Source organism: Bacillus sp. FSL L8-0193, from assembly GCF_037976065.1.
Taxonomy (GTDB): domain Bacteria; phylum Bacillota; class Bacilli; order Bacillales; family Bacillaceae; genus Bacillus; species Bacillus paralicheniformis.
Genome location: NZ_CP150261.1, coordinates 2,722,970 through 2,747,601, shown reverse-complemented (window position 1 = coordinate 2,747,601; position 24,632 = coordinate 2,722,970). Strand labels below are relative to the sequence as shown.

The following is a 24,632-nucleotide window of genomic DNA, read 5'->3' as shown; positions in this document are numbered from 1 at the left end:
GTTATCGGGTCATTTTTTAGTTTCCCGCGGGAAAAGAGGTGCTTTTGTTGAAAAAGAAAAAAAGAGACGGAAAGTTTCGGCCCATCCGCTTGGAAAACGGCCGCTTCCTCCCCGTCATTCTTTATGCGGCTTTATCCGCGCTAATGTTCATCCTGCTGTTTTTCCATGTGAGGCCCGAGTCCCTCGACCTCGATTTATTTTCGATCAGCGAGAATACGATCTATGCGCCGGCAACAGTCGAAGATCAAAAGGCAACGGCTAATAAAAAGCAGGAAGCGAGAGAGGAAGTTCCCGACCAGTACACCTTGAAAAAAGAGTACTCTGACAACAGGGTTGACCTTGTCTCATCAATTTTCGACATCATTAAAGAAGTGAAAAAAGAAAGCGCAGAACAAGAGAAAAAAGACAAGCAGGCCCCATCTGAAAAAGACCAGATCAAATCTGTCGAAGAAAAGCTGACTTCAGATGTGACGGACTCGCTGTCGCAGGATTCAATCAAACACCTGCTGAAGGCCAGCGACGGAGAGCTTTCCATGACACAGGATTCGGTCATCACCGCCGTCAATGACGTGATGAGCAAAGAAATCCGCGCCGGAAAGCTTGATGAAGCGAAAGAGCATGTAACGAAAGAGCTGAAGGGTAATTCGATACCTTCAAAATTAAAAAACGCCGCCGATGAAATCGGACGCTTTGCAATCATTCCCAACTATGTATACGATCCTGACAAGACGGAGCAGAAGCGTCAGGAAGCGGCTGACAGCGTGCAGCAGGTGCAGATCAAGCAGGGGCAGATACTTGTTGAGGAAAATCAGCTGATCGACAGGGAAGTCTATCGAAAGCTTGAACTGACAGGACTTTTAAGCGGAGCCAACATTTTCAAGCCTGTCGGCGGACTGCTGCTTTTAATCGCGCTTTTCATCTCAGCTTTGGTTTACTATTTCGAAAGGCAGTACAGCAGCCGGATTCCGAAAAATAAGTCGCTCATGCTGTTTTCATTGATTACAGCGATCGTTTTAATCGTCATGGAAGTGATCAGCCTGTTTCAGCAGCTTGAAATCGGCCATATCGGCTATCTCGTGCCGATTGCGATGGGCGTGATGCTCATTAAACTGCTGATCAATGAAAGGCTGGCGATCCTGTCGAGCATGATCCTTTCCATTTGCGGAAGCATGATGTTTAACCAGGGTGTGACAGGCACGTTTAACTATGGAATCGGAACGTATTTCTTGATCAGCTCGATGGCGGGTATACTATTTTTAGGGAAGCATAATGCGAGGGCGAAAATCCTCCAGGCCGGCTTGTTTGTCTCCCTGATCAACATCGTCGTCCTGTTTACCCTGCAGCTGATTCAAAACACGGCGCAAACCGGACTTGAGATGGGTACATACCTTGTTATGGGAGCGGTGTCCGGCATCGGATCGTCAGTTCTTGTTCTCGGGCTCATGCCGTTTTTTGAAAGCGGCTTTGGGATTCTGTCCACGATGAAGCTTCTCGAGCTTTCAAACCCGAATCATCCGCTGCTCCGCAAAATTCTGACGGAAACACCCGGCACATACCATCACAGCGTTATGGTCGCGAACTTATCGGAGGCGGCATGTGAAGCTGTCGGAGCAAACGGGCTTTTGGCAAGAGTCGGAGCCTATTACCATGATATCGGCAAGACAAAGCGGCCCCAATACTTTATAGAAAACCAAATGAATATTGATAATCCGCATGACAAGCTTTCTCCGCAGCTGAGCAAAAACATCATCATTGCCCATGCAACAGACGGCGCCGATATGCTGAGGGATCATAAAATGCCGAAGGAGCTTGTCGACATCGCCGAACAGCATCACGGCACATCGCTGCTCAAGTTTTTTTACTATAAGGCGAAAGAAAAAGGCGATCAGACGACTGAAGAAGAGTTCCGCTATCCTGGCCCTAAGCCCCAGACAAAAGAGGCGGCGATCATCTCGGTGGCCGACAGTGTCGAAGCAGCCGTCCGCTCAATGCATAACCCGAATCCCGAAAGGATTGAAAAGCTGGTGCGCGGGATCATATCAGATAAGCTGCAGGACGGGCAGTTTGACGAATGCGATTTAACTTTAAAAGAGCTCAATATTATCGCGAAGACGCTCTGTGAAACGCTGAAAGGCATTTTTCATTCCCGGATCGAATATCCGGAAGCTAATCCTAAACAGAAGGTGAAACACACATGAGTTTAATTCTAGATATCACAGACGAGATCGGACGGGTCCCTGAAGACCAGCTTGCTGAAATTGAGAAAATTCTTCAATTCGCAGCGGCAGAGGAAGGCGTCGCAGACGGCGCCGAAGTTTCGGTTACGATCGTCAACAATGAAGAGATCCAAAAAATCAACAAAGAGTACAGAGGCAAAGATTATCCGACTGATGTCATTTCATTTGCCCTTGAAGAAGACGGCGAAGGAGAGATTGAAATTATCGGCGCTGACATGCCGCCCGTTCTCGGAGATATCATCATCAGCGCTGATAAAGCACGGGAACAGGCCGAAGAATACGGGCATTCACTGATGAGGGAGCTGGGTTTTCTGACGGTTCACGGCTTCTTGCACCTCCTCGGCTATGACCATATGACAGAAGAAGAGGAAAAAGAGATGTTCACTAAGCAAAAGGACATTTTGAATCGATATGGGCTCTCAAGATCCTCATAAACAAAATGAATGGCGCCGTCTGAAATGGAGTTTTTCAAACGCCTTAACAGGAATAGTCAAGACGTTCATGTCGGAGCGCAATTTTAGAATTCATTCCGGGGCCGCCATCCTTGTGATCGTCTGCGGCTTTTTCTTCAGGCTGACTCTGATCGAATGGTCCATCATCTTGATCCTGATCGGCGGAATGCTTGCCTTGGAGCTGATGAATACGGCTGTGGAGCATACGATCGATCTTTTCACAAAAGAGAACCACCCGCTTGCAAAGGCGGCAAAGGACGCGGCGGCCGGGGCGGTTTGCGTGTTTGCGGCCGTTTCGTGTATGATTGGGTTACTCATCTTTTTGTCAAAATTGTTTTGATGCCGTGCCTTTCATTGTGCGCAATTCTTACAAAAATTTTACATTTGTGATTTGGGCGTGAAAAAGAAGCCATTTTTATGTAAAATAAAAGTGTTAGCGGTACCATAACCGCTATAGGAAGGAATACACACATTGACTAAACAAGAATTGATTGCAGAAGCTTTAAAAGCAAGGGAATTTGCATATGTTCCGTATTCGAAATTCAAAGTCGGCGCTGCCCTTTTGACTGAGGACGGCAAGGTGTACAAAGGCTGCAACATTGAAAATGCTGCATACAGCCTGTGCAACTGCGCCGAGCGGACAGCGTTGTTCAAGGCTTACTCGGAAGGGGAAAAATCGTTTAAGATGCTTGCCGTCGCTGCGGATACGCCGGGTCCGGTGTCGCCGTGCGGAGCGTGCAGACAGGTGATTTCTGAACTTTGTTCACCAAACATGCCTGTCATCTTAACCAATCTGAATGGCCAAATCAAAGAAATGACGGTTCAAGAATTACTGCCAGGAGCATTTTCATCGGAGGACTTACATGACACAGGAAAGCTTTAAATCAGGATTTGTCTCCATTATCGGACGACCAAACGTAGGAAAATCTACATTTTTGAATCGCGTGATCGGCCAAAAAATCGCCATCATGAGCGACAAACCGCAAACAACAAGAAACAAAGTGCAAGGTGTGCTGACAACCGATACATCCCAGACGATTTTTATCGATACGCCGGGCATTCATAAACCGAAGCATAAATTGGGCGATTTTATGATGAAGGTGGCGCAGAACACTTTAAAGGAAGTCGACTTGATCTTGTTTATGATCAATGCGGAGGAAGGCTACGGAAAAGGCGACGAATTTATCATCGAGCGCTTAAAAGGAGTCAAGACGCCGGTATTTTTGATCGTCAACAAAATCGACCGGATTCATCCGGATGAGCTTCTTGTGCTGATCGATGAGTACAGAACCAGGTATCCGTTTCAGGAAGTCGTTCCGATCTCCGCCCTTGAGGGAAATAATATCGATACGCTTTTAAAGCAAATTGAAGATTATTTGCCGGAAGGTCCGCAGTTTTACCCGAGTGACCAGGTGACCGATCATCCGGAGCGATTTATCATTTCTGAGCTGATTCGGGAAAAAGTGCTGCATCTGACAAGGGAAGAGATCCCTCACAGCATTGCGGTCTCGATCGAGTCCATTCAAGAACGGGAAAACGGTTCTGTGTATGTGAGCGCGACCATCGTCGTCGAACGCGATTCACAAAAAGGGATCGTCATCGGAAAAAGAGGCAGCCTGCTTAAAGAAATCGGCAAGCGGGCAAGAACCGATATCGAGGCGCTGCTCGGATCATCGGTGTTTTTAGAGCTGTGGGTTAAAGTGCAGAAAGACTGGCGCAACAAGATGTCTCAGCTTCGTGATTTTGGATTTAGAGAAGACGAGTATTAACGAACAGAGCTTGACCGCGGTTTAGTCGTGACAAAATCTCTCGAAATCAAAGATATATTAGAAAAAATTGTTTAACATGAAATGGAGGATACAAGGTCAAGATAATCTTAAGAATTTGGATGTTTAAAAAGCTAGTTATAAACAGAAAGGTGGGGCTTTTTATGTTGAATTTTACTTGGAATGTATTTTCACAAACAGGAAGCGTAGACACGTACCTCCTTTTTAAAGAATTGGAAAAGGAGAACCTGGAAAGACCCGAAGTACTTGAAGAAGAGCTAGCGCAAATTGACTTTCCAATTTTGTGATCATGCTTGACCCCTCCAATTTTTGGATGGTGCACATATGCTGACGAAATGTGAAGGTATCGTCCTTCGTACAAACGACTATGGTGAAACAAATAAAATCATTACGCTGTTGACGAGAGAACACGGGAAAATCGGTGTGCTGGCAAGGGGCGCCAAAAAGCCGAACAGCCGCTTGTCAGCGATTTCCCAGCCGTTCCTTTATGCTTCTTTTTTATTCCGCAAATCATCCGGTCTCGGCACATTGGAGCAGGGCGAGATGATCGAAAGCATGAGGCATATACGCGAGGATCTGTTTTTAACAGCATACGCGGCCTACATCACTGAATTAATCGACAAGGGAACGGAGGAAAAGAAACCGAATCCGTTTTTATTTGAGCTGCTTCTTCAGTCGATGAGGAGGCTCGATGACGGTACAGATCCCGACATTATCGCCAACCTTATCGAAGTTAAAATGCTCAGCGTGATGGGACTGTATCCGGAGCTGGATGAATGTGTACATTGCAAAAGCAAAGACGGCACATTTCATTTTTCGATCCGCGACAACGGCTTTATCTGCCACCGCTGTTTTGCGAAAGATCCATACAGGATACCGCTGTCTCCCGCATCCGCCAGGCTGTTGAGGCTGTTTTTTTATTTTGACCTGTCAAGGCTCGGAAATGTCTCGGTTAAACAGGAGACGAAGGATGAGCTGAAAAGGGTCATACAGACGTACTATGACGAGTACTCAGGGATCTACCTGAAATCGCGGCGCTTCATGGAACAAATGGACAATATGAAAAAGATGCTGGGCGATGAAAACAAAAGTTGACAACCTCTTCATCTTTTTATAAGATCATGTCATGAAGATTGGATTCAATAATGACGTTGCGTTGACGGAAAGAAGTAATTGCGCACGGCCTCATTGAAGCGACTCCGGGGCGGTGAAAGCCGGGGATGAGAGCGTAATGAAAGGCATTCCCTGAGCAACTTTTAAAAAAGAGGCTGAGACATTTCCTCTCAGCAATTAGGGTGGAACCGCGGGAGAACTCTCGTCCCTATGTTTGTGGGCAAACAAGCATAGGGACGGGAGTTTTTTTCTGCCCAAACCAGCCCTATGCCAAAAATTAAACTTGAAAACACGTTTTATGGAGGTGCTTCATTTGAATATTCAAGAAATGATTCTGACACTGCAAAAGCACTGGTCCAATGAAGGATGCGTACTTTTGCAGTCGTATGATGTAGAGAAGGGTGCAGGAACGATGAGTCCATATACATTTTTGCGGAGCCTTGGACCTGAACCTTGGAAAGTCGCTTATGTGGAGCCGTCAAGACGCCCTGCGGACGGAAGATACGGGGACAACCCGAACAGGCTTTATCAGCACCATCAATTCCAGGTGATCATTAAGCCGTCTCCCGACAATATTCAAGAGCTTTATTTAGATTCATTAAAAGCTCTTGGAATCGACCCTCTGGAGCATGATATCCGTTTTGTCGAGGATAACTGGGAAAATCCGTCGCTCGGCTGCGCCGGGCTTGGCTGGGAAGTGTGGCTTGACGGCATGGAAATCACCCAGTTTACCTATTTTCAGCAGGTCGGCGGGCTTGAGTGCAAACCGGTTTCTGTGGAAATCACATACGGTATTGAACGCCTTGCTTCTTATATTCAAGACAAAGAAAACGTCTTTGACCTCGAATGGACGAAAGGCTATACGATAAAAGACCTGTTCAAGATGGCTGAATACGAGCATTCCGTCTATACGTTCGAGACATCTGACGTCGACATGCTGTTCGAATTGTTTGCCACGTACGAAAAAGAAGCGAACCGTCAGATGGATCAGGGACTTGTCCATCCTGCTTATGATTATGTACTGAAATGCTCGCATACGTTCAACTTGCTTGACGCAAAAGGAGCGATTTCCGTCACGGAGCGCACAGGATATATTGCAAGGGTGAGAAATCTGGCCAGAAAAGTGGCGAAAACGTATTATGATGAACGCGAAAAGTTGGGTTTCCCAATGCTGAAGGAGGAAGAGGCTTCACATGAGTAATCAAGATTTGCTTTTAGAAATCGGATTAGAAGAAATGCCGGCGCGCTTCATGCATGACAGCATGACTCAGCTTGGTGAAAAACTGGAAAGCTGGCTCAAGGAAAAAAATATTGCCTTCGGTTCCGTCAAGCTCTATAACTCCCCTAGAAGACTGGCCGTTCTTGTCGAGAACGTGGCGGAGAAGCAGGACGATGTGACAGAAGAAGCGAAAGGACCGGCAAAGAAAATCGCCCTTGACGAAAACGGCGAATGGACAAAGGCGGCCATCGGCTTTTCACGGGGGCAAGGAGCAAGTCCGGAAGATTTGTATTTTAAAGACATCAAAGGAACGGAATATGTTTTTGTGCAAAAATTCCAAAAAGGTCAGGATACGTTTTCATTACTTCCTGAGCTCGGCGACTTGGTGACAAGCCTCCACTTTCCAAAAAACATGCGCTGGGGCAGCGAAGATTTGAAATACATCAGGCCGATTAAATGGATCGTCGCGCTGTTCGGCAGTGAAGTCGTTCCGTTTTCAGTCGCTCATGTCGAAACCGGCCGCACAACACAGGGACACCGCTTCCTCGGAAAAGCAGCCAGCTTGAGCGCACCTTCTGAATACGAAGCGGCACTGGAAAGCCAGTTTGTGATTGCCGATCCGGACAAACGGAAGCAGCTGATCGTTAAGCAGCTTGACGAACTGGCGGCTGAAAAGTCCTGGGACATTCCGAGAGACGAGGATCTGCTGGATGAGGTTACCCATCTGGTTGAATATCCAACGGTTCTGTCCGGTTCTTACGAAGAGGAATTTCTCGCAATTCCTGAAGAGGTGCTCGTGACAACGATGAAAGAGCATCAGCGCTATTTCCCTGTCAAAGATAAAAACGGCGATTTGCTTCCTTACTTTGTGACCGTCCGCAACGGAGACAGCCGCGCCCTTGAAAACGTGGCGAGAGGGAACGAAAAAGTACTGAGAGCGAGGCTTTCAGACGCCGCCTTCTTCTATAAAGAAGATCAAAAATTAAACATTGACGAGAATGTGAAAAAACTCGAAAAGATCGTTTTCCACGAAGAACTGGGATCGCTTGGAGACAAAGTAAGACGCACTGAGGCGGTTGCTGAACGGATCGCTGAAATCATCGGTGCGGATCAAGAGACGGTGCAGCTGATCAAGCGCGCTTCGCACATTTCAAAATTCGACCTTGTGACACACATGGTTTACGAATTTCCTGAGCTGCAGGGCATCATGGGTGAAAAATATGCGCGGATGCTCGGGGAGAAAGAAGAAGTGGCGCTCGCTGTCAATGAGCATTATATGCCGAGACAAGCCGGAGGGGAAGCACCTTCATCAATCGTCGGCGCCGTCGTCGCATTAGCGGATAAACTTGATACGGTCGCTTCATTCTTTAAAATCGGCGTTATTCCGACAGGATCTCAGGATCCGTATGGACTAAGAAGACAGGCGAGCGGCATCGTCCAAATCCTGCTTGACCGGAACTGGGGCATTTCATTCAAAGAACTGGCTGCGTTTGCCGGACAGGAAGCAAACAGCGAACTGCTCGAATTCTTTAAACAGCGCCTCAAATACGTATTAACAGCGGAAAACATCCGCTACGATGTGGTGGATGCCGTGCTCGAAAGCTCGAACCTTGAGCCGTATTCGGCTGTCAAAAAAGCCGCTGTTCTTGAATCGGCTGCAGCAAAACCGGAATTTAAAGAAACGGCTGAAGCGCTGGCAAGGGTTATTTCGATCAGCAAAAAGAGCGAAACGAACGCCATTGATGCGTCACTGTTTGAAAACCCTCAAGAAGAGGAGCTTTTCAAAGCTTATGAGGCGTGCAGACAGCAATTAGAGACCCTTTACCAAGCAAAAGATTATGAGGGAGCCTTCAGTGAGCTGTCCAAGCTAAAAGAGCCGATCGAAGCTTATTTTGATCACACGATGGTCCATGCCGAAGATGAAAGATTAAAAGCGAACCGCCTGGCGCAAATGGCAAGCCTGGCGGAGCTGATCCGATCTTTTGCAAACATCAATGCCATCATTGTAAAATAAACACCGCAGAAGACGGTTGCTGACAAGCTGGCAATCGTCTTTTTGCTCAAATTGATTTTTCACATCCTTGTCAAATTGTGCCTGTCTTTTTCATAGAATTCAATTGTAATTGCTGTTATTTTAGTCTTCATATGCGTTATAATATGTTATCGACTTTTATACATAACGAACGAATTGTGAGCTTCGGCTTAAAGGTGGTGAGTACGATCGAACTAAATAAACGTCAGGAGCATATTTTGCAGATTGTCAAAGAGAACGGACCGATTACCGGAGAACATATCGCGGAAAAGCTGAATCTGACAAGGGCTACGCTTCGTCCGGACTTGGCGATATTGACGATGTCAGGATTTTTGGAAGCAAGGCCGCGGGTCGGTTATTTCTACACGGGAAAGACGGGCACGCAGCTCTTGGCTGATAAGCTGAAAAAGCTGCAGGTGAAAGACTTCCAGTCCATTCCGGTGGTCATTCATGAAAATGTCTCCGTTTATGATGCGATTTGCACGATGTTTTTAGAGGACGTAGGAACGCTTTTTGTCGTTGATGATAATGCCATCTTAGTCGGTGTACTTTCACGAAAAGACTTGCTCAGAGCCAGCATCGGCAAACAGGAGCTCCCTTCAATACCCGTCCATATCATTATGACGAGAATGCCGAACATTACGCTTTGCAGGCGCGACGATTTCATTTTGGACATTGCCAAGATGCTTATCGAAAAACAAATTGACGCACTGCCTGTTGTAAAAGATACAGAAAAAGGCTATGAAGTTGTGGGAAGAATTACGAAAACGAACATGACAAAAATTTTAGTCGGCTTATCTGAAAATGAAATCATGTAGAGTGAACTTCAAATGGAGGGATATCATGAGTAATCGGACGATTTATGTTGTATCAGACTCTGTCGGCGAGACCGCTGAGCTCGTAGTCAAGGCGGCTATCAGCCAGTTTAACGGTTCATCCGAGCAGACAAACATCAGGCGGATTCCTTATGTCGAAGACCGCGGAACAATAAAAGAAGTGATCTCGCTGGCAGAAGCGGACGGAGGCATCATCTGTTTTACGCTTGTTGTCCCGGAGATTCGTGATTTTTTAATCGCCGAAGCGGAAAAGGCGAATGTCGTGTATTACGATATCATCGGCCCGCTGATTGAGAAAATGGAGACGGTCTACGGCTTCAGCGCGAAATACGAGCCGGGCAGAGTCCGGCAGCTGGACGAAGATTATTTTAAGAAGGTAGAGGCCATCGAATTTGCCGTAAAATATGACGACGGCAGAGACCCAAGGGGCATCTTAAAAGCGGATATCGTGCTGATCGGCGTGTCGAGAACGTCCAAAACTCCGTTATCCCAATACTTGGCGCACAAACGGTTAAAAGTGGCAAACGTTCCGATCGTTCCTGAGGTGGATCCTCCCGAAGAACTCTTTACCGTTGATCCGGCTAAATGCATCGGGTTAAAAATCAGCCCGGATAAGCTGAACCATATTCGCAAGGAGCGCCTGAAATCGCTCGGCCTCAACGACAAAGCGATTTACGCTAATATCAACCGCATCAAAGAAGAGCTGGAGTTCTTTGAAAAGATCGTCGGCCGCATCGGCTGCAATGTCGTAGACGTATCAAATAAAGCGGTAGAGGAAACGGCCAACATTATTCACAACATGATGACAAAAAGGGTCTAAGAATAAAACTCAGGACACCCCATCCTGGGTTTTTGCTTTGATGGTTTTGGGAAAAGTGAAAATGTTAGCATCTTTAACCCATTTGTATTATAATAAAAAATTGTGATAAAATAATTAACTTTTAGGTTTAAGCTTAGTACAGAACGAATAAACTATTATGGGTATCGTGTCAAGAATTTCCCGAAAAAAACTTTCGACAAATTCTTATAGATCGATTATTTTTGAAACCTGTGTGATTTTGCCTGTATTTATAGCAGGAGATTGATGGAGGGATGGAGAATTAGTCTTCTTGAAAAAGAAAGGACGATTTTTGTCGATGCAGACGCATGCCCGGTGAAAGATGAAGTGCTCAAAACAGCGGCGGATTTCGACGTAAAGGTCATATTCGTGGCTTCATTCGAGCATTTTCAAGTCACAAGGAAAGAAGAAGAGAATTGGACATATGTCGATCCGCATAAAGAAGCAGCCGATCTGTACATTGCCAACCATGTTCGACCAGGTGATGTCGTCGTCACACAAGATATCGGGCTGGCATCACTTTTGCTTGGCAAAAAGGTCTATGTGATGTCGGAGAGAGGCTATCTTTTCGAAGAGGACTCCATCGATCATGCTCTTTTCCGCCGTCACGTCGCACAAAAATTGAGAAGAAGCGGACGTTACACGAAAGGCCCGAAAAAACTGGTCAAGGAAGACCGAGAGCGATTTGTCAAAGAGCTGCAAAAAATCTTGTCGAAAATTGAAGGATTTACGTACTAAGCAGCGAATTATGTACGACGGAGTGTTGGAACATGGGCAATCGTATACCAGACGAAATTGTAGAACAGGTGCAAAAATCAGCTGATATCGTAGAAGTTATCGGAGAGTACGTCCAGTTGAGAAAACAGGGGCGTAATTATTTTGGGCTTTGTCCTTTTCATGGTGAGAATACGCCATCTTTTTCCGTTTCCGGAGAAAAACAGATTTTTCATTGTTTTGGCTGCGGAGCGGGAGGGAATGTTTTTTCATTTTTAAGACAAATGGAAGGTTATTCATTTACGGAGGCCGTCTCTCACCTGGCGGACAAATATCAAATAGATCTGCCGGAGCAGGTAGCGGCTGTATCAGCATACAGCACAGGCAGTTCGGATGAACAGAAAATGGCGGAAGCTCATGATCTGTTAAAGAAATTTTATCATCATTTGCTGGTCAATACAAAGGAAGGCCAGGAAGCGCTCGATTATTTGCTCGAAAGAGGCTTTGAGATGGAGCAGATCGAGCAGTTTGAAATCGGATGCGCCCTTGATTCATGGGATTTCATCACAAAGTTTTTGGAACGGAGAGGTTTTGATCTTGCGCTGATGGAAAGAGCTGGACTCATCATCAGACGCGAGAACGGTGACGGCTATTTTGACCGTTTCAGAAACAGGATTATGTTTCCGATTCATGATCATCACGGCGCAACGGTCGCTTTTTCCGGAAGGACGTTCACCGGGGAGCAGCCAAAATATATGAACAGCCCGGAAACGCCGCTTTTTCGAAAAAGCAAGCTTCTCTATCATTTCCATCAGGCCCGCCTTCACATTCGAAAAGAAGAGAGGGCCGTCCTTTTTGAAGGATTTGCCGACGTCATCTCAGCCGTCAGTTCCGGTGTGAAAGAATCGATCGCCACGATGGGCACATCGCTGACAGAAGAGCATGCGAAAATCATCAGGCGAAATGTCGGAGAGGTCATACTGTGCTATGACTCGGATCATGCCGGTTATGAAGCCACGCTGAAAGCGGCGGAGATTCTTCAGAAAAAAGGCTGCGACGTCAAGGTGGCCATGATACCTGACGGGCTGGATCCCGATGACTACATCAAAAAATTCGGAAGCGAGAAATTTAAGAATGATGTAATAGGGGCCAGCGTTACGATGATGACGTTTAAAATGAACTATTTCCGCAAGGGCAGAAACCTGTCTGATGAAGGAGACCGTTTAGCCTATATCAACGATGTACTGAAGGAAGTCAGCCTTCTCAGCGGACCTTTGGAACAGGAAATATACGTCAAACAGCTGGCAAATGAATTTTCAATCTCATTTGAATCCTTGAAGGATCAGCTTTCCGTATTTGAAAAGCAGGCTGTAAGCCGCAGCAGGGAAAGCAGCCGTCAGGACTCAAAAGAGCGGCAGGCGGCCGTTTCGCGCGCCCCGCGGAGAAAGACAGGTCTTCGGCCGGCTCATGAGAACGCGGAGCGGATGCTCCTGGCTCACATGATTCATGACCGGGACGTCATTCGAAAGGTTTTAGACCGGGTGGGCTTTGAATTCAACCTTGATCAGCACCGCGCGATTGCCGCTTATTTGTACGCCATGTATGAAGAAGGAGCGGACATTTCCATCCAGGAGCTCTTTAAGAGAGTTGAGGATCAGGAACTCGGTCAGCTTCTGACAGATATCTTAATGCTTCAGGTGAACGAAGAATTAAGTGAAGCGGAATTATCTGATTATGTAAAAAAAGTGTTGAATTATCGAAATTGGTCAATGATAAAAGAAAAAGAAGCTGCAAGGGCGGAAGCCGAGAGGCAAAAAGACTTCATCAAAGCGGCAACTTTGGCACAGGAAATTGTTAAGCTGAACCGTTCGCTGAAATAAACCGTTATATATAATAGGAAAAGCTTTTGGCAATGAATCCTAACGGAGGAGCAAAAGCTGCTTGTCCTAATCATATATTGTCAATTTATGATTTGCTTTCCCGTGAAGCCCTAGATGAGAGAGAAGGCTTTATTCGTGAAATAGGAACAAAAAAAGCGGGATGCTTTTAGAATTCGTCTGTAAGTTTTGGAAGGAGGGATCCATGAATGGCTGATAAACAAGCACACGAGACCGAAACTGAATTCACATTTGAACAGGTGAGGGATCAATTAACAGAAGCCGGAAAAAAGCGCGGAGTGCTCACATATGAAGAAATTGCAGAGCGCATGTCCAGCTTCGAGATCGAATCAGACCAAATGGATGAGTATTATGAATTTTTAGGAGAACAAGGCGTTGAATTAATTAGCGAGAACGAAGAAAATGAGGATCCTAATATTCAACAGCTGGCCAAGGCCGAAGAAGAATTTGACCTTAACGATTTAAGCGTGCCTCCGGGCGTTAAGATAAACGACCCTGTCCGCATGTATCTGAAAGAAATCGGACGGGTAAACCTTTTGTCTGCAAAAGAAGAAATCGAATACGCGAAAAAAATCGAAGAAGGCGACGAAGAGTCGAAGCGCCGTCTGGCTGAAGCCAACTTGAGACTTGTCGTCAGCATCGCAAAACGGTATGTCGGCCGCGGAATGCTTTTCCTTGACCTTATTCAGGAAGGAAACATGGGCCTGATGAAGGCGGTAGAAAAGTTTGACTACCGCAAAGGATACAAATTCAGCACATACGCGACATGGTGGATCAGACAGGCGATTACAAGAGCGATTGCCGACCAGGCGAGAACGATCAGGATTCCTGTTCATATGGTTGAAACCATCAACAAACTGATTCGTGTTCAAAGGCAGCTCCTTCAGGATCTCGGCCGCGAGCCAACGCCTGAAGAGATTGCGGAAGATATGGATCTGACGCCTGAAAAAGTCCGTGAAATTCTAAAGATCGCCCAGGAACCGGTTTCACTCGAGACTCCGATCGGTGAAGAGGACGATTCACATCTGGGAGACTTCATTGAGGATCAGGAAGCGACTTCTCCGTCAGATCATGCAGCATATGAATTGCTGAAAGAACAGCTTGAAGATGTACTGGATACATTGACAGACCGTGAAGAAAATGTGCTCCGCCTTCGCTTCGGCCTTGATGATGGTCGTACAAGAACATTAGAAGAAGTTGGTAAGGTATTTGGGGTAACAAGAGAACGAATTCGTCAAATAGAAGCTAAAGCACTTCGTAAATTAAGACATCCAAGCAGAAGCAAACGCTTGAAAGATTTTCTCGAATAAACTTGAACGGGTCAGGAGATCCGTTCTTTTTTTCACGACAGAATGAAAGCGCTATTATTGGTAACCCGATTATATTTTACTTAATTTCTTTCGAATTTGCAAATATCCAAAAGTGCATTTTGAGTCATTATAACCTTGAGATCGAAGGAAAAGCCCTTTATAATTATTGTTGTAACCGTATTCAAAAACTGGTCTTTAATTGGAAAATGAACAATTGCTTCATCATCCGTTATTTTGTCTAAAATGTGAACTTCATCAGCTTTTGTTTCATAATTGGTTTACTTTTTGTAAAATTAAAGTAGAATTAGAATTGTTTACATAAGGGGCAGGGGTAAATTAAAAAGGGGGATGTAAAATGAACCGCAATCCATTGATACCATTTTTATTAATCGCCATTATGGGCATAGGACTGGTTTTTATCTTATCCATAAAAGGCCTTTATGACGAAAAAGAAATTGCAGGCGAAGGGAATAAAACAGCTCAAGAAGACAAAGCGGATGCCTCGCCTGAAGAAATTTACAAAGCGAACTGTGTAACCTGCCACGGCGAGAATTATGAAGGTGTATCAGGACCTAAACTGAAGGGCGTCGGAGACCGGATGGATACAGGTGCGATTAAAGAAAAGATTGAAAAAGGCGGTAACGGAATGCCGGGAGGACTGGTTCCGGCGGAAAAGCTTGATGATATGGCAAAATGGGTGTCAGAGATTAAATAGGTTAAAACCGTTTCATCACCAAAAGGATTCGCAATGAAAGCTTTGATAAGAGCTTTTGTGCGAATCCTTTTTCTGTTTTCGGTAAATGGGTGATCTTGCTTGACGAGGAGTCACCTCGAAAGGGTGATTTGAACTGTTTCAGCATCCATGATTCCGTCCTTTATGACGGTGCGGCGTCTATCGGGAATAGGTCTTTATTACTTTTTCTGAAGACTGCACTCATCTTTGCAAGGGAAAAAATAAGCAATCCACCCTATTTAAGTAAGATTACATCTATTTTACTATTATATAAATGGAAAGAATGCAGCAGATGCACTGGTGCCATCCGTCTATTTGAGTATTTCTTGAGGTGAATCATATGAGTCATGAGAGCACATTGAATCATATCCACAGCACGATTAACCAAAAGCTGGCTGATGTAGAAAGCCGGATTGAACGTGTCAAAACAGCAAAAAAGGAAATTGAGAAAGAACACGAAACCGGGATTGTCGAGATCAGACAAATCTTGCACCCTCACCTGAACAGCCACTGGACGGGGGACTTCGCCAATGATTTTGATGACGAACGGGATGAAGCTCATACATCAATGTACAACATCGTGAACGGAAAGTACGAAGGCTATATTTCACAGCTGGAGAGAAAAATTTTCGCGCTGGAAATTGAAAAACACAGCCTTGAATTGGCGGGAGCGGCAGCTAAAGAGGCGGATCATTTGCTTTCTCTCGGAGAAAAAGCGGTTGATCAGTTGAGCGATAAACTCCGCTCAATCAAAAACAGTTGGAGCTGGTTTTAATGACGACAATCAAGCTGAAACATGAAGCGGTCATCAAAAAGCTGGAGGCCGTAAGAGAGGCGCTCGATGCCCTAGACCTGCCAAATCCTCCGAAAGCTGCGGGGAAAAATAAATTGACATATGTGACAAAGTGCCACGAACGCGAGCAGAACATACATCAGATGGTGGCCGATTACAAAAAAGCCGTACACAAAAACATAAAGGATACGAAGGAAAATGTCGATTTGCTGAAAGAGCAGGACAAAGCAATCGCCAGAAAATAGCCCTTAGGTTAGAGAGGACAATTCAATGAAAGTATTTGAAGCGCATTCTTTAATTGAAGCAGCGAATAACCGCAAGAAACAATACGAAACCTTTGAGGATCAACTGCAGACGCTCAAAAAAGCGTTTCTTGGGGTCGCTGATTTAGGTGAAGATTTTCAGGGGAAAGGTGCCGACAACATTAAAGACTTCTACAAAGGACAGGCAGAGATCGTAGACAGCTGGTTAAAGCTTGTTGAAGCGCAGATTGCTTTTTTTAAAGGTATATCGGGTGATATAAAGGACAAAAAGCTGTCCGATTCTTATGTGGAAATCTCTTTTTTGGATCATGAACTGAAAAACGCTGATTTGAAAGCGACGGAAATCGTCTCGGGGCTCAAGTTGGAAATGGATAAAATCATCGCGAGTATCAGCGATATCGTTGACTTGGACAATTGGACGCTCGACGACTATATTGATAAAATGTCTAAAGCGCAAACAACTCGGCAAAACACCATCGACGCCGTTAATCAGCTGGATGAATCGCTCAAGACCGAATACACAAACTTACAAGCACTCGACAGCGCCGTGCTCGGCAAATATTCCGGGCTAATGGAAGCTACAAGCCACGGAAAAACCGCCTCGCCGATGTATTTTAGCTTGAAATCGTTCCACTCAAGCGAGATCTATAAAAATACGATAGACGTCGAAAATCAAGCCGCCAATTATATTGAATTCAAAAATGAACAGGCAGAAGCGCGCAGGCTTCAGGAAAAACAAGAAGAAGAAGCGAACAAGCCTTGGTATTTAAAAGCGCTCGACGCAGCCGGAACATTTGTCGGAGAAGTCAGCGGGTATTATGATTATAAGAGAGCCGCTGACGGCGTCGACCCGGTCACAGGAGAAAAGCTGACAGACGGCCAGCGTGTCGCCGCCGGAGCAATGGCGGCAGCAGGATTTATTCCGATCGTAGGGTGGGCAGGCCGAGCCTTCAAAGGCGGCAAAGCCATTTATAAAACAGGAAAAGGACTCATCGCCGCTGAACACGCGCTTGACGCTTACAAAGCCTCAAAAACGTTGAACGTCTTGAAAATGACGGAAATGGGCGCCTACGGCCTTGTCGCTTCAAATGGGTTCTCAGAAGCCGTCACGGGCAAGGACATGTTTGGAAACAAAGTTTCTGAAGAGAGGCGGAAACAAGGCCTGATCGAAGCAGCCTCGAGTCTCGTCGGCGCAGGTGCTGTCGCAAAAACGGCAAACCACGGCGCTCAAACATTGGCCAAAATACCTGGCAAAAATATTCCGCTCGCAAAATCGCCAAAAGCGGCGCTGGTACAAAAAGGAAACAACATCCTTGAAAAGGTGAAATCCTTCCAAGTTCCGACAAACGTCCGCGTCTACGTCGAACAGCCGGCCTCCACAACAGGCCACCGCATCGGCACCCCAATTGTCCGCGTGAATGTTGAGAAAACGCCGGTGAAAGAGCTTGGAATTGTGAAGATGGTGAGTGGTAAGGGGATGGGTAATGGTAAGATCCAACTGGGTAAAGAAGATCTGGATGTTTTACGGAAAAAGTGGAATGTTCCAGAGACTAATACAATTGCAGTTGGTAAAACCGATGTAAAAGGACTTGAAAAAAGGACTTTTGAAGGTGGATCTCCAGAAGTAAGAAAAGAAGCTGGACTGCCTTCATTGGATACAATCTTACCAAATAGAGAGATCAGGGCCCCATACGATCATATGAAAAATCCTAAATTAGCACAGTTTACAAGACATGCTGAAGAAGGAGTTTTAAACGAGTTTGATTCTGCTGTAAAGAAGGCAGGCATCAAACCGACGGAAGTAACAGGTACATTAAGAGTTCACCAGTCTAATCCAAGAGGCGTATGTAATAAGTGTAGTAAAGGATTACTTAAACCTTATCCTATTGAAAAGAGTGGTATATTTTATCAAGCAAGCAAGAAATATCCCAATCTAACAATAGAAGTAACATCAGAGATTGATGACAGTGTTAAAACTAATGGACTGTTATCTTTCGTTTTAAAAGATGGAAAGATTATCGGATAATTTTAAGGAGGAAATCATGGATAATATTTCAATCGATAATTTACAAAATGAAGTTAAAGTAGGCTTTGTTTTAACAGTTGCCGAAAGAGTATTTTCTGTAATCAGCAAAGACGATGAAAGGTATCCTGAAGGGAGAGAAGCATTGGACAAATGCTGGTTATGGGTTGAATCTCATGCTGTTACTGGTGATGACTTATACGAGCTAATTGATAACGCAGACTTTACAGGAATTTCAGAATTTGCTGAGGAAGAAGAAGACTTAAATATTGCTAGGCTATGGTCACTATTAGTTGATGCTGTCGCTTATACTTCTTGGGAAGCTTATAAAAAGGAAAAAGTGAAATATTTACCACAAGCGTTAGAGAGTATTAATAACGATAGTATTACCATCTTTTTAAACAGTGCAGTGGAAACTGGTTTTATCACATTGAAGGAGATTGAAAAAATAGGAAAAGGCATTGAAAATTATCAGAGCACAAACACTGAGATCCCAACAAAAAGAGAAGAGTTTATAAAGTTATTTTAATTAGGAAAAAACTTATATAACAATCGTAAGTTTAATATATGTTTATTAACTGCTCCTAAAGTTAAGAATAAAGCACTTGGTTGCAAATAAAAGGAAACAAGTGCTTTTTCTAGTTTTAGGATAGAAAATGAGAGTGAACGATTTGTCTAATTCCATAAAATCATTAGAACCTATAAATATACCGTGCGGCTGGTTCGTTAAATATCATGATTTAACCGTCACACAAGAAACAGTTGAACCAAATACCAAATTAATAGAATTAGAAAAACAAAGATATCATGCTGCGGTCAAAATCATTAAAGGCCATGATGATTATCTTATACATATTTGTGACAATCATGGAGAAACGATTGACACAATCAATGTTGAAGATCGCCGGCAGTTAGTGGACGAATTGGAACGGATCATTTGGAAAATAGAAGCGGCGGCATTTGGAGGGAACATTTTTATTTTTGAAGGCCCTCCTGATTATTTACGTCTGAGAGTTCCTCAAGGATGGACTGTCTCTTATAATAAACTAATTGATATCGATCCAGATCAGTTAGAGGAGGACAGTGATGACTGGTTTAACTTTACGTCATCATTACTACAGTTGGAGCATAAAGAAAGCCGCTTGATTTTAGATGTCGGCTGGTACGTGGATATTGAGCCTTCAGGCACTTTTTATATGCTATTAATTAAGAATTTGGACTGGGAAAACCCGTTAGAAGACATGGAAACGAGAAGACCGGAAAAATTAGTGGACCACATAGAAGCCGCCCTTCAAAAAGCAGCCGAACATCAATATAAATAGCCAGCCGATGCTTTGTTTGACTTCAGCCCCTCATTATTAATCGATTTTAGTCAGAAAAAGTTGTATTCCATGTACCTAGAACCAGCATGTTATGAAGAATATATACCAAAATCATTGGATTGGAGTTTATGAGGACTTTACAAGTCTAGTTCCTACAAATTAAAAGTATTGGATAAATCATAAAGGGAAAAGTTTATTTTAAAAAAGATAGGAGAGTTTCTAATGAATAGTAATGATACGGTAACCATGTTGAATGAGGAATTTGAGAATGATCAGACAGGTGAAAAGGTCGAAGGCATTACGATTATCGTAGATGGACAATTTAAACAAGTTTTAGATATCATTAAAGCCAAAAGCGACAGTTACCAGAATTACACTGAAATCATACGGGACGCCCTTTTTGAAGGTGTAAACAGCATGACGATGAAGCTGAGAAATAAAGAATAATAATGAATGATTAAAACATCACCCGATTTACAAAAAGACAAACAGAGCTCCCGAATTTTTGCTTGTTAAGGGGCTCTTTTTTTACAATGATCATTCTATAAGACATCTTGCTGTCCGGCATCGGAGTGATGTCCCGGTAATGAACTGAACAATTTAGATATGATCTAGATAAAGGCGTTCAAAAAAAGGTATGTAGAAAGTTGGTTTTTAAAGATGAACATCAACAATATACACGATTTTAATTTAAACCAAGAAAATGACTTCTTAACGATACAAACAAAACTAAAAAAACATATCAATCTAGAAAACCCCATCAGTAAAGACGCTCTGCAAACCTGTGCGGGGGTTGATTTAGCTTATTGGGAGAAAGATGGTGAAGCATTTGGTGTCTGCAGCATCATCGTGCTGGATTTTCATACGAAGCGTGTCATTGAAAAAGTACATTGTGCAGGGAAAATCGCCGTGCCTTATATCGCAGGGTTTCTTGCTTTTAGGGAGCTGCCGCTTATTATTAAGGCAGCTAAAAAGCTGACGATTGAACCGGATGTTTTTTTATTTGACGGGAATGGCTATCTCCATATTAACCATATTGGATTGCGACACATGCTGCGTTTTTTCTCGAAAAGCCAACGATCGGCATTGCGAAAACTTACTTGAAAATAAAACAAACTGATTTTGTGATGCCTGATAATAAATTCGGCGCTTATACAGATATTGTGATTGATGGCGAAGTCTACGGACGTGCGGTGCGGACAAGGCAAGATGTCAAACCGATATTTCTATCATGCGGACATTTGATTGATTTAGACAGCAGTTATGACATCGCGATGAGCTTAATCAATCGAGAAAGCAGGCTGCCGATTCCGGTTCGGCTCGCGGATCTTGAGACCCATACTTTACGTGGATATTACAGAGAGAATCCAAAATTGACCGAGTAGAATGTTGATTTGCTGTTCCAGCTTGGAAAGTAAAGCGATTTTTTATATGATAGTAAAAGTAAAATGAATCTAGAAAAGTAGTGATGATTGTGAATGAATTGAAGTTATCGAAAAGGCTGCAGACTGTGGCGGAATACATAACAAAAGGGGCTGTTGTGGCTGATATCGGGTCTGATCATGCGTATTTGCCTTGCTATTGTGTGCTGAATCGCCTGGCAAGCGCCGCGATCGCCGGAGAAATCACAGATGGTCCGTTTCTTTCTGCGAAACAGCAGGTTGAGAAACTGCAGTTAAGTTCGCTCATATCCGTCAGGAAAGGAGACGGGCTTGAAGTGATTGAAAAGGGCGAAGCCGATGTGATCACGATTGCCGGAATGGGTGGCTCGCTCATTGCTCACATTCTAAAAACGGGCAAGGATAAGCTCTCAGGTAAGGAGCGTTTGGTTTTACAGCCGAATATCCACGCTCACCATATTAGAGAGTGGCTCTACCAGGAAGGCTATGCACTGATCAATGAAGAGATCCTTGAAGAAGACGGCAAGTACTATGAGGTTCTCGTGGCTGAAGCGGGCGATCGGGATGCGGCTTACGATGGGGTTTCCTTTGCGGCAGGCATGCTTGTCGGCCCATTTTTGGTCAAAGAACAAAATGATGTTTTTATCAAAAAATGGTCGCAGGAGCTGAAACATACGGAAAACATCTATCGACAAATTGAAGCGGCTCCTCCGAGTGAAGAAAATCGACAAAAATTGCTTGAGCTGTCAGAACGGATAGAGATCTTAAAGGAGGTACTTAGAAGATGACAAAAACGATAAACGGGCATGAAATCATTCAATTGTTTGAACAGTTCTCGCCTAAGTCTTTAGCCGTTGAAGGAGATAAAATCGGCCTGCAAATCGGCACGCTGAACAAAACGGTGGCCAATGTCATGGTCACGCTTGATGTTCTCGAAGAAACGGTTGATGAAGCGATCGCAAAGAACGTTGATTTAATTATTGCGCACCATCCGCCTGTTTTCAGGCCGCTGAAACATGTCATCACAGATCAGCCCGGCGGAAGGCTGATCGAAAAGTGCATCAAGCATGATATCGCGGTTTATGCGGCTCATACGAATCTCGATGTCGCTGACGGCGGTGTCAACGACATGCTAGCGGAAGCGCTGGAATTAAAGAACACAAAAGTTCTGGTTCCAACCTATGAAGAGCCGCTGAAAAAACTTGCCGTCTATGTCCCGAAAGATTATGAAGAACAGGTACGCACAGCTCTTGGAGACGCTGGAGCCGGCCATATCGGCGCCTACAGCCACTGTGCGTTTTCTGCAGAAGGAGTCGGCAGCTTCAAGCCGCTATCTGAAGCTGATCCGTTTATCGGCAAGCGGGGCGAGCTTGAACGGGTCGAAGAGGTAAGAATCGAGACCGTTTATCCGGCGGGTATTGAAAAATCCGTGATCAAAGCGATGAGTGAGGCCCATCCGTATGAAGAAGTGGCCTTTGATATTTATCCGGTCGAGCAGAATCCGCTTCAAAAAGGGCTGGGCCGCATCGGTGAATTGAATGAAGAGATGACACTCGAAGCGTTTGCCCGATATGTGAAGGAAAAGTTGGAGGCGAACGGAGCGCGGATGGTGGGCAAGTCTGATGCGAAAGTGAAGAAGGTCGCCGTATTAGGCGGTGACGGCAACAAATACATCCATCATGCAAAACGTATGGGCGCTGATGTATATGTCACGGGAGACCTGTATTTCCATACGGCGCACGACGCCATGATGATCGGGCTGAATGTAGTTGACCCCGGCCATTATGCTGAACAAATCATGAAAAACGGGGTTGCGAAAAAGCTGACGGCGATGTGCCGAAAGAAAAAATACAATGTCGCCGTCTTTCCATCAGATACAAATACGAACCCGTTTACATTTTTATAAAAACAAAACCTGAAGCGATGGATGCTTCAGGTTTTTGCTTTTACTTTAGGCAAGATTTTTTGAAGAGGTACTTCGTGACTGATCTTCCATGTGGAAGGATCTTCACGATCGAATTGTTCTAAAAAGCGGATGACTTCTTTTGTAATCGGAGTCGGGGTCGATGCGCCGGCCGTTACAGCGACGGTTTCCACGCCGTCGAGCCATTCCAGCTTTAATTCGCTTAAATCGCCGATCCGGTATGCTTTCGTGCCTGCGATTTCCTCGGAGACCTGGGCGAGGCGATTCGAGTTATTGCTTTTCGGATCGCCGACAACGATTGTCAAGTCGGCTTTTTTCGCCTGTTCGGACACCGCTTCCTGACGCACCTGGGTGGCCAGACAAATCTCCTGGTGGAATTCAACATCCGGATATTTTTCTTTTACTTTTTCCATAATATCATGGACATCCCATTGGGACATCGTCGTTTGGTTCGTGACAATCAGTTTCTCCGCTTCAATGTCCAGCCTTTCCACGTCTTCTTCGGTTTCGACAAGATGAACGATATCCGGGGCGACACCGACCGCTCCTTCAGGCTCCGGGTGTCCTTTTTTTCCAATGTAGATGACGTGATAGCCTTCCGCTTTCATTTTTCGGATTAAATCGTGTGTTTTTGTCACATCAGGGCAGGTGGCGTCAATCGCGACAAGACCTTTATCCTCAGCTATTTTACGGACTTCGGGCGAAACGCCGTGAGCGGTGAAGATCACCGTTCCTTTGTCGACCTGATTCAAAATCTCAAGCCGGTTCGGACCGTCAAGCGTATAAATGCCCTCTTTTTCAAATGCGTCGGTGACATGTTTATTGTGAACGATCATTCCTAAAATATATATAGGTCTCGGCAGACTTTTATCGAGAGCCGCGTTTTTTGCGATGACCATGGCGTCGACGACACCGTAGCAATAGCCGCGCGGCGATATTTTAATTACGTTCATTCTTAGTCCTCCTATAAAGAAGTAAGAGCCGGGCATGATAAAAAGCCGTAAAAAACGGCTTATTTTTGCAGTCTCTATAGACCTCATTATATCTGATCCCGCAGGAGATATCAAAGAATGTTATACATACAGTTTAGGTTTTGATCCTCCGGTTTTTCTTTTTGCAGACGGAGGGGCTGAACGGCTCCGTTTTTTTCTGATTTCTTCGGCTTTGGATTTTTCGGGTGTTTTGGAAGACACTTTTATTTCTTCTTTCTTTTCGCCGCTCGTTTCGGTCTTGTTGTCCGGTTCGCCTTTTTGTTGTTCGCTGTCCTCCACTTCAGTATCATCGGAATTCAGCTGTCTGAACATTTTCACCATGCCGGGGAGATTGCGGACGAGAGGTCCGTATTGCTGAATCATCGGCGTTACTTGCTGGGCTACACCGAGCGCTTTTTGAACATTGCCGAGCATGTTTGAAATGGTAGCCGGATTGGCAAGACCCTGAATGCCTCCAAGGCCGCTTCCGGTTCCGCCGAGGCCTGCTCCTGTTCCCCCGGACGCGGCAGATCCAGGAAGGATTTTCGAGAGCAAACCCTGAATCCCGCCGGCTCCTCGCGCCCCTGCTTGCTCCTGGGCGGCGCCCATCGGCTGAAACATTTGCTGCAGGCCGCGCTGCTGCGCTTGAGGGGGCTGCATTCTCATCCCCGGATGTCTCGGCATCAAGGCTCTGCCGGGCCTTTGCGGCATCTGCGGTCCTGGCTGATTTCTCATCGGCTGTTGCTGAAACATACTTGTACCTCCTT

At 45.0% G+C, this 24,632-nt stretch carries 25 protein-coding genes and 1 pseudogene; 24 read left to right on the top strand and 2 right to left on the bottom strand.

All coding sequences use genetic code 11. The features are described 5' to 3' along the window. The first annotated feature begins 143 nt into the window (after window positions 1-143). The 24 genes and pseudogenes from MHH76_RS13710 to MHH76_RS13595 all read left to right on the top strand — a co-directional run bounded on the left by MHH76_RS13710 (window position 144) and on the right by MHH76_RS13595 (window position 22,876). A complete protein-coding gene (locus MHH76_RS13710) occupies window positions 144-2,198 on the top strand; it encodes an HD family phosphohydrolase (protein WP_228119640.1) in 2,055 nt (684 codons plus the stop codon). Next, a complete protein-coding gene (ybeY, locus tag MHH76_RS13705; protein ID WP_025811142.1) occupies window positions 2,195-2,671 on the top strand; it encodes an rRNA maturation RNase YbeY in 477 nt (158 codons plus the stop codon). Before MHH76_RS13710 ends, ybeY begins: the two co-directional genes overlap by 4 nt. After that, the gene (locus MHH76_RS13700) at window positions 2,649-3,029 is read left to right on the top strand and encodes a diacylglycerol kinase family protein (protein WP_020452243.1); all 381 of its coding nucleotides are present in this window, start codon (window positions 2,649-2,651) and stop codon (window positions 3,027-3,029) included. Before ybeY ends, MHH76_RS13700 begins: the two co-directional genes overlap by 23 nt. 132 nt (window positions 3,030-3,161) lie before the next feature. Continuing rightward, window positions 3,162-3,572, top strand: a complete 411-nt coding sequence (locus MHH76_RS13695; RefSeq protein ID WP_020452242.1) for a cytidine deaminase — start codon at window positions 3,162-3,164, stop codon at window positions 3,570-3,572. Then, a complete protein-coding gene (gene era, locus MHH76_RS13690; RefSeq protein ID WP_020452241.1) occupies window positions 3,553-4,458 on the top strand; it encodes a GTPase Era in 906 nt (301 codons plus the stop codon). Before MHH76_RS13695 ends, era begins: the two co-directional genes overlap by 20 nt. 161 nt (window positions 4,459-4,619) lie before the next feature. Continuing rightward, window positions 4,620-4,763: a YqzL family protein gene (locus MHH76_RS13685; protein ID WP_003183626.1), complete on the top strand. Its 144-nt coding sequence runs from the start codon at window positions 4,620-4,622 to the stop codon at window positions 4,761-4,763. A 37-nt stretch (window positions 4,764-4,800) separates the two neighbouring features. Next, window positions 4,801-5,571, top strand: a complete 771-nt coding sequence (gene recO / locus MHH76_RS13680; protein WP_020452240.1) for a DNA repair protein RecO — start codon at window positions 4,801-4,803, stop codon at window positions 5,569-5,571. 331 nt (window positions 5,572-5,902) lie between these two features. Beyond that, window positions 5,903-6,790, top strand: coding sequence for a glycine--tRNA ligase subunit alpha (glyQ, locus tag MHH76_RS13675; RefSeq protein WP_020452239.1), 888 nt, complete (start codon window positions 5,903-5,905; stop codon window positions 6,788-6,790). Further along, a complete protein-coding gene (glyS, locus tag MHH76_RS13670; protein WP_025811143.1) occupies window positions 6,783-8,822 on the top strand; it encodes a glycine--tRNA ligase subunit beta in 2,040 nt (679 codons plus the stop codon). The genes glyQ and glyS overlap by 8 nt, the downstream gene beginning before the upstream one ends. A gap of 197 nt (window positions 8,823-9,019) precedes the next feature. After that, on the top strand, window positions 9,020-9,658 hold the full coding sequence (locus MHH76_RS13665; protein ID WP_025804968.1) for a helix-turn-helix transcriptional regulator: 639 nt from the start codon (window positions 9,020-9,022) through the stop codon (window positions 9,656-9,658). 25 nt (window positions 9,659-9,683) lie between these two features. Next, window positions 9,684-10,496: a pyruvate, water dikinase regulatory protein gene (locus MHH76_RS13660; RefSeq protein ID WP_023855239.1), complete on the top strand. Its 813-nt coding sequence runs from the start codon at window positions 9,684-9,686 to the stop codon at window positions 10,494-10,496. Between the two features lie 264 nt (window positions 10,497-10,760). Beyond that, a complete protein-coding gene (locus tag MHH76_RS13655) occupies window positions 10,761-11,252 on the top strand; it encodes a YaiI/YqxD family protein (RefSeq protein WP_023855238.1) in 492 nt (163 codons plus the stop codon). Window positions 11,253-11,284: 32 nt separating this feature from the next. Beyond that, window positions 11,285-13,108 (top strand): DNA primase, encoded by a 1,824-nt coding sequence (gene dnaG, locus MHH76_RS13650; RefSeq protein ID WP_023855237.1) that lies wholly within the window; start codon window positions 11,285-11,287, stop codon window positions 13,106-13,108. A gap of 206 nt (window positions 13,109-13,314) precedes the next feature. Next, the gene (gene rpoD, locus MHH76_RS13645; protein ID WP_020452234.1) at window positions 13,315-14,436 is read left to right on the top strand and encodes an RNA polymerase sigma factor RpoD; all 1,122 of its coding nucleotides are present in this window, start codon (window positions 13,315-13,317) and stop codon (window positions 14,434-14,436) included. A gap of 355 nt (window positions 14,437-14,791) precedes the next feature. Next, the gene (gene cccA / locus MHH76_RS13640) at window positions 14,792-15,151 is read left to right on the top strand and encodes a cytochrome c550 (protein ID WP_020452233.1); all 360 of its coding nucleotides are present in this window, start codon (window positions 14,792-14,794) and stop codon (window positions 15,149-15,151) included. A gap of 358 nt (window positions 15,152-15,509) precedes the next feature. Continuing rightward, the gene (locus tag MHH76_RS13635; protein WP_020452232.1) at window positions 15,510-15,944 is read left to right on the top strand and encodes a DUF5082 family protein; all 435 of its coding nucleotides are present in this window, start codon (window positions 15,510-15,512) and stop codon (window positions 15,942-15,944) included. Continuing rightward, window positions 15,944-16,207, top strand: coding sequence for a YwqI/YxiC family protein (locus MHH76_RS13630; RefSeq protein WP_025811144.1), 264 nt, complete (start codon window positions 15,944-15,946; stop codon window positions 16,205-16,207). The genes MHH76_RS13635 and MHH76_RS13630 overlap by 1 nt, the downstream gene beginning before the upstream one ends. A 25-nt stretch (window positions 16,208-16,232) precedes the next feature. Beyond that, window positions 16,233-18,251 (top strand): T7SS effector LXG polymorphic toxin, encoded by a 2,019-nt coding sequence (locus tag MHH76_RS13625; protein WP_025811145.1) that lies wholly within the window; start codon window positions 16,233-16,235, stop codon window positions 18,249-18,251. 16 nt (window positions 18,252-18,267) lie between these two features. Next, window positions 18,268-18,777 (top strand): Imm6 family immunity protein, encoded by a 510-nt coding sequence (locus MHH76_RS13620; RefSeq protein ID WP_020452229.1) that lies wholly within the window; start codon window positions 18,268-18,270, stop codon window positions 18,775-18,777. Between the two features lie 133 nt (window positions 18,778-18,910). After that, complete coding sequence (locus MHH76_RS13615; RefSeq protein ID WP_339223348.1) at window positions 18,911-19,570, top strand: hypothetical protein; 660 nt, start codon at window positions 18,911-18,913, stop codon at window positions 19,568-19,570. Between the two features lie 222 nt (window positions 19,571-19,792). Beyond that, window positions 19,793-20,017 (top strand): hypothetical protein, encoded by a 225-nt coding sequence (locus MHH76_RS13610; protein WP_003183583.1) that lies wholly within the window; start codon window positions 19,793-19,795, stop codon window positions 20,015-20,017. A 213-nt stretch (window positions 20,018-20,230) separates the two neighbouring features. After that, a pseudogene (locus MHH76_RS13605) lies at window positions 20,231-20,955 on the top strand (endonuclease V). Window positions 20,956-21,110: 155 nt separating this feature from the next. Continuing rightward, window positions 21,111-21,758 (top strand): tRNA (adenine(22)-N(1))-methyltransferase TrmK, encoded by a 648-nt coding sequence (locus MHH76_RS13600; protein WP_025804967.1) that lies wholly within the window; start codon window positions 21,111-21,113, stop codon window positions 21,756-21,758. Then, window positions 21,755-22,876, top strand: a complete 1,122-nt coding sequence (locus tag MHH76_RS13595) for a Nif3-like dinuclear metal center hexameric protein (RefSeq protein ID WP_059231291.1) — start codon at window positions 21,755-21,757, stop codon at window positions 22,874-22,876. Before MHH76_RS13600 ends, MHH76_RS13595 begins: the two co-directional genes overlap by 4 nt. Window positions 22,877-22,902: 26 nt before the next feature. On the opposite strand, the gene MHH76_RS13590 is transcribed toward MHH76_RS13595, so the two are convergent. Together MHH76_RS13590 and vrrA are read right to left on the bottom strand one after the other, a co-directional pair. Further along, window positions 22,903-23,847, bottom strand: coding sequence for a 4-hydroxy-3-methylbut-2-enyl diphosphate reductase (locus MHH76_RS13590; protein WP_023855228.1), 945 nt, complete (start codon window positions 23,845-23,847; stop codon window positions 22,903-22,905). A 120-nt stretch (window positions 23,848-23,967) separates the two neighbouring features. After that, on the bottom strand, window positions 23,968-24,618 hold the full coding sequence (gene vrrA, locus MHH76_RS13585; RefSeq protein WP_023855227.1) for a VrrA/YqfQ family protein: 651 nt from the start codon (window positions 24,616-24,618) through the stop codon (window positions 23,968-23,970). Window positions 24,619-24,632 lie beyond the last annotated feature (14 nt).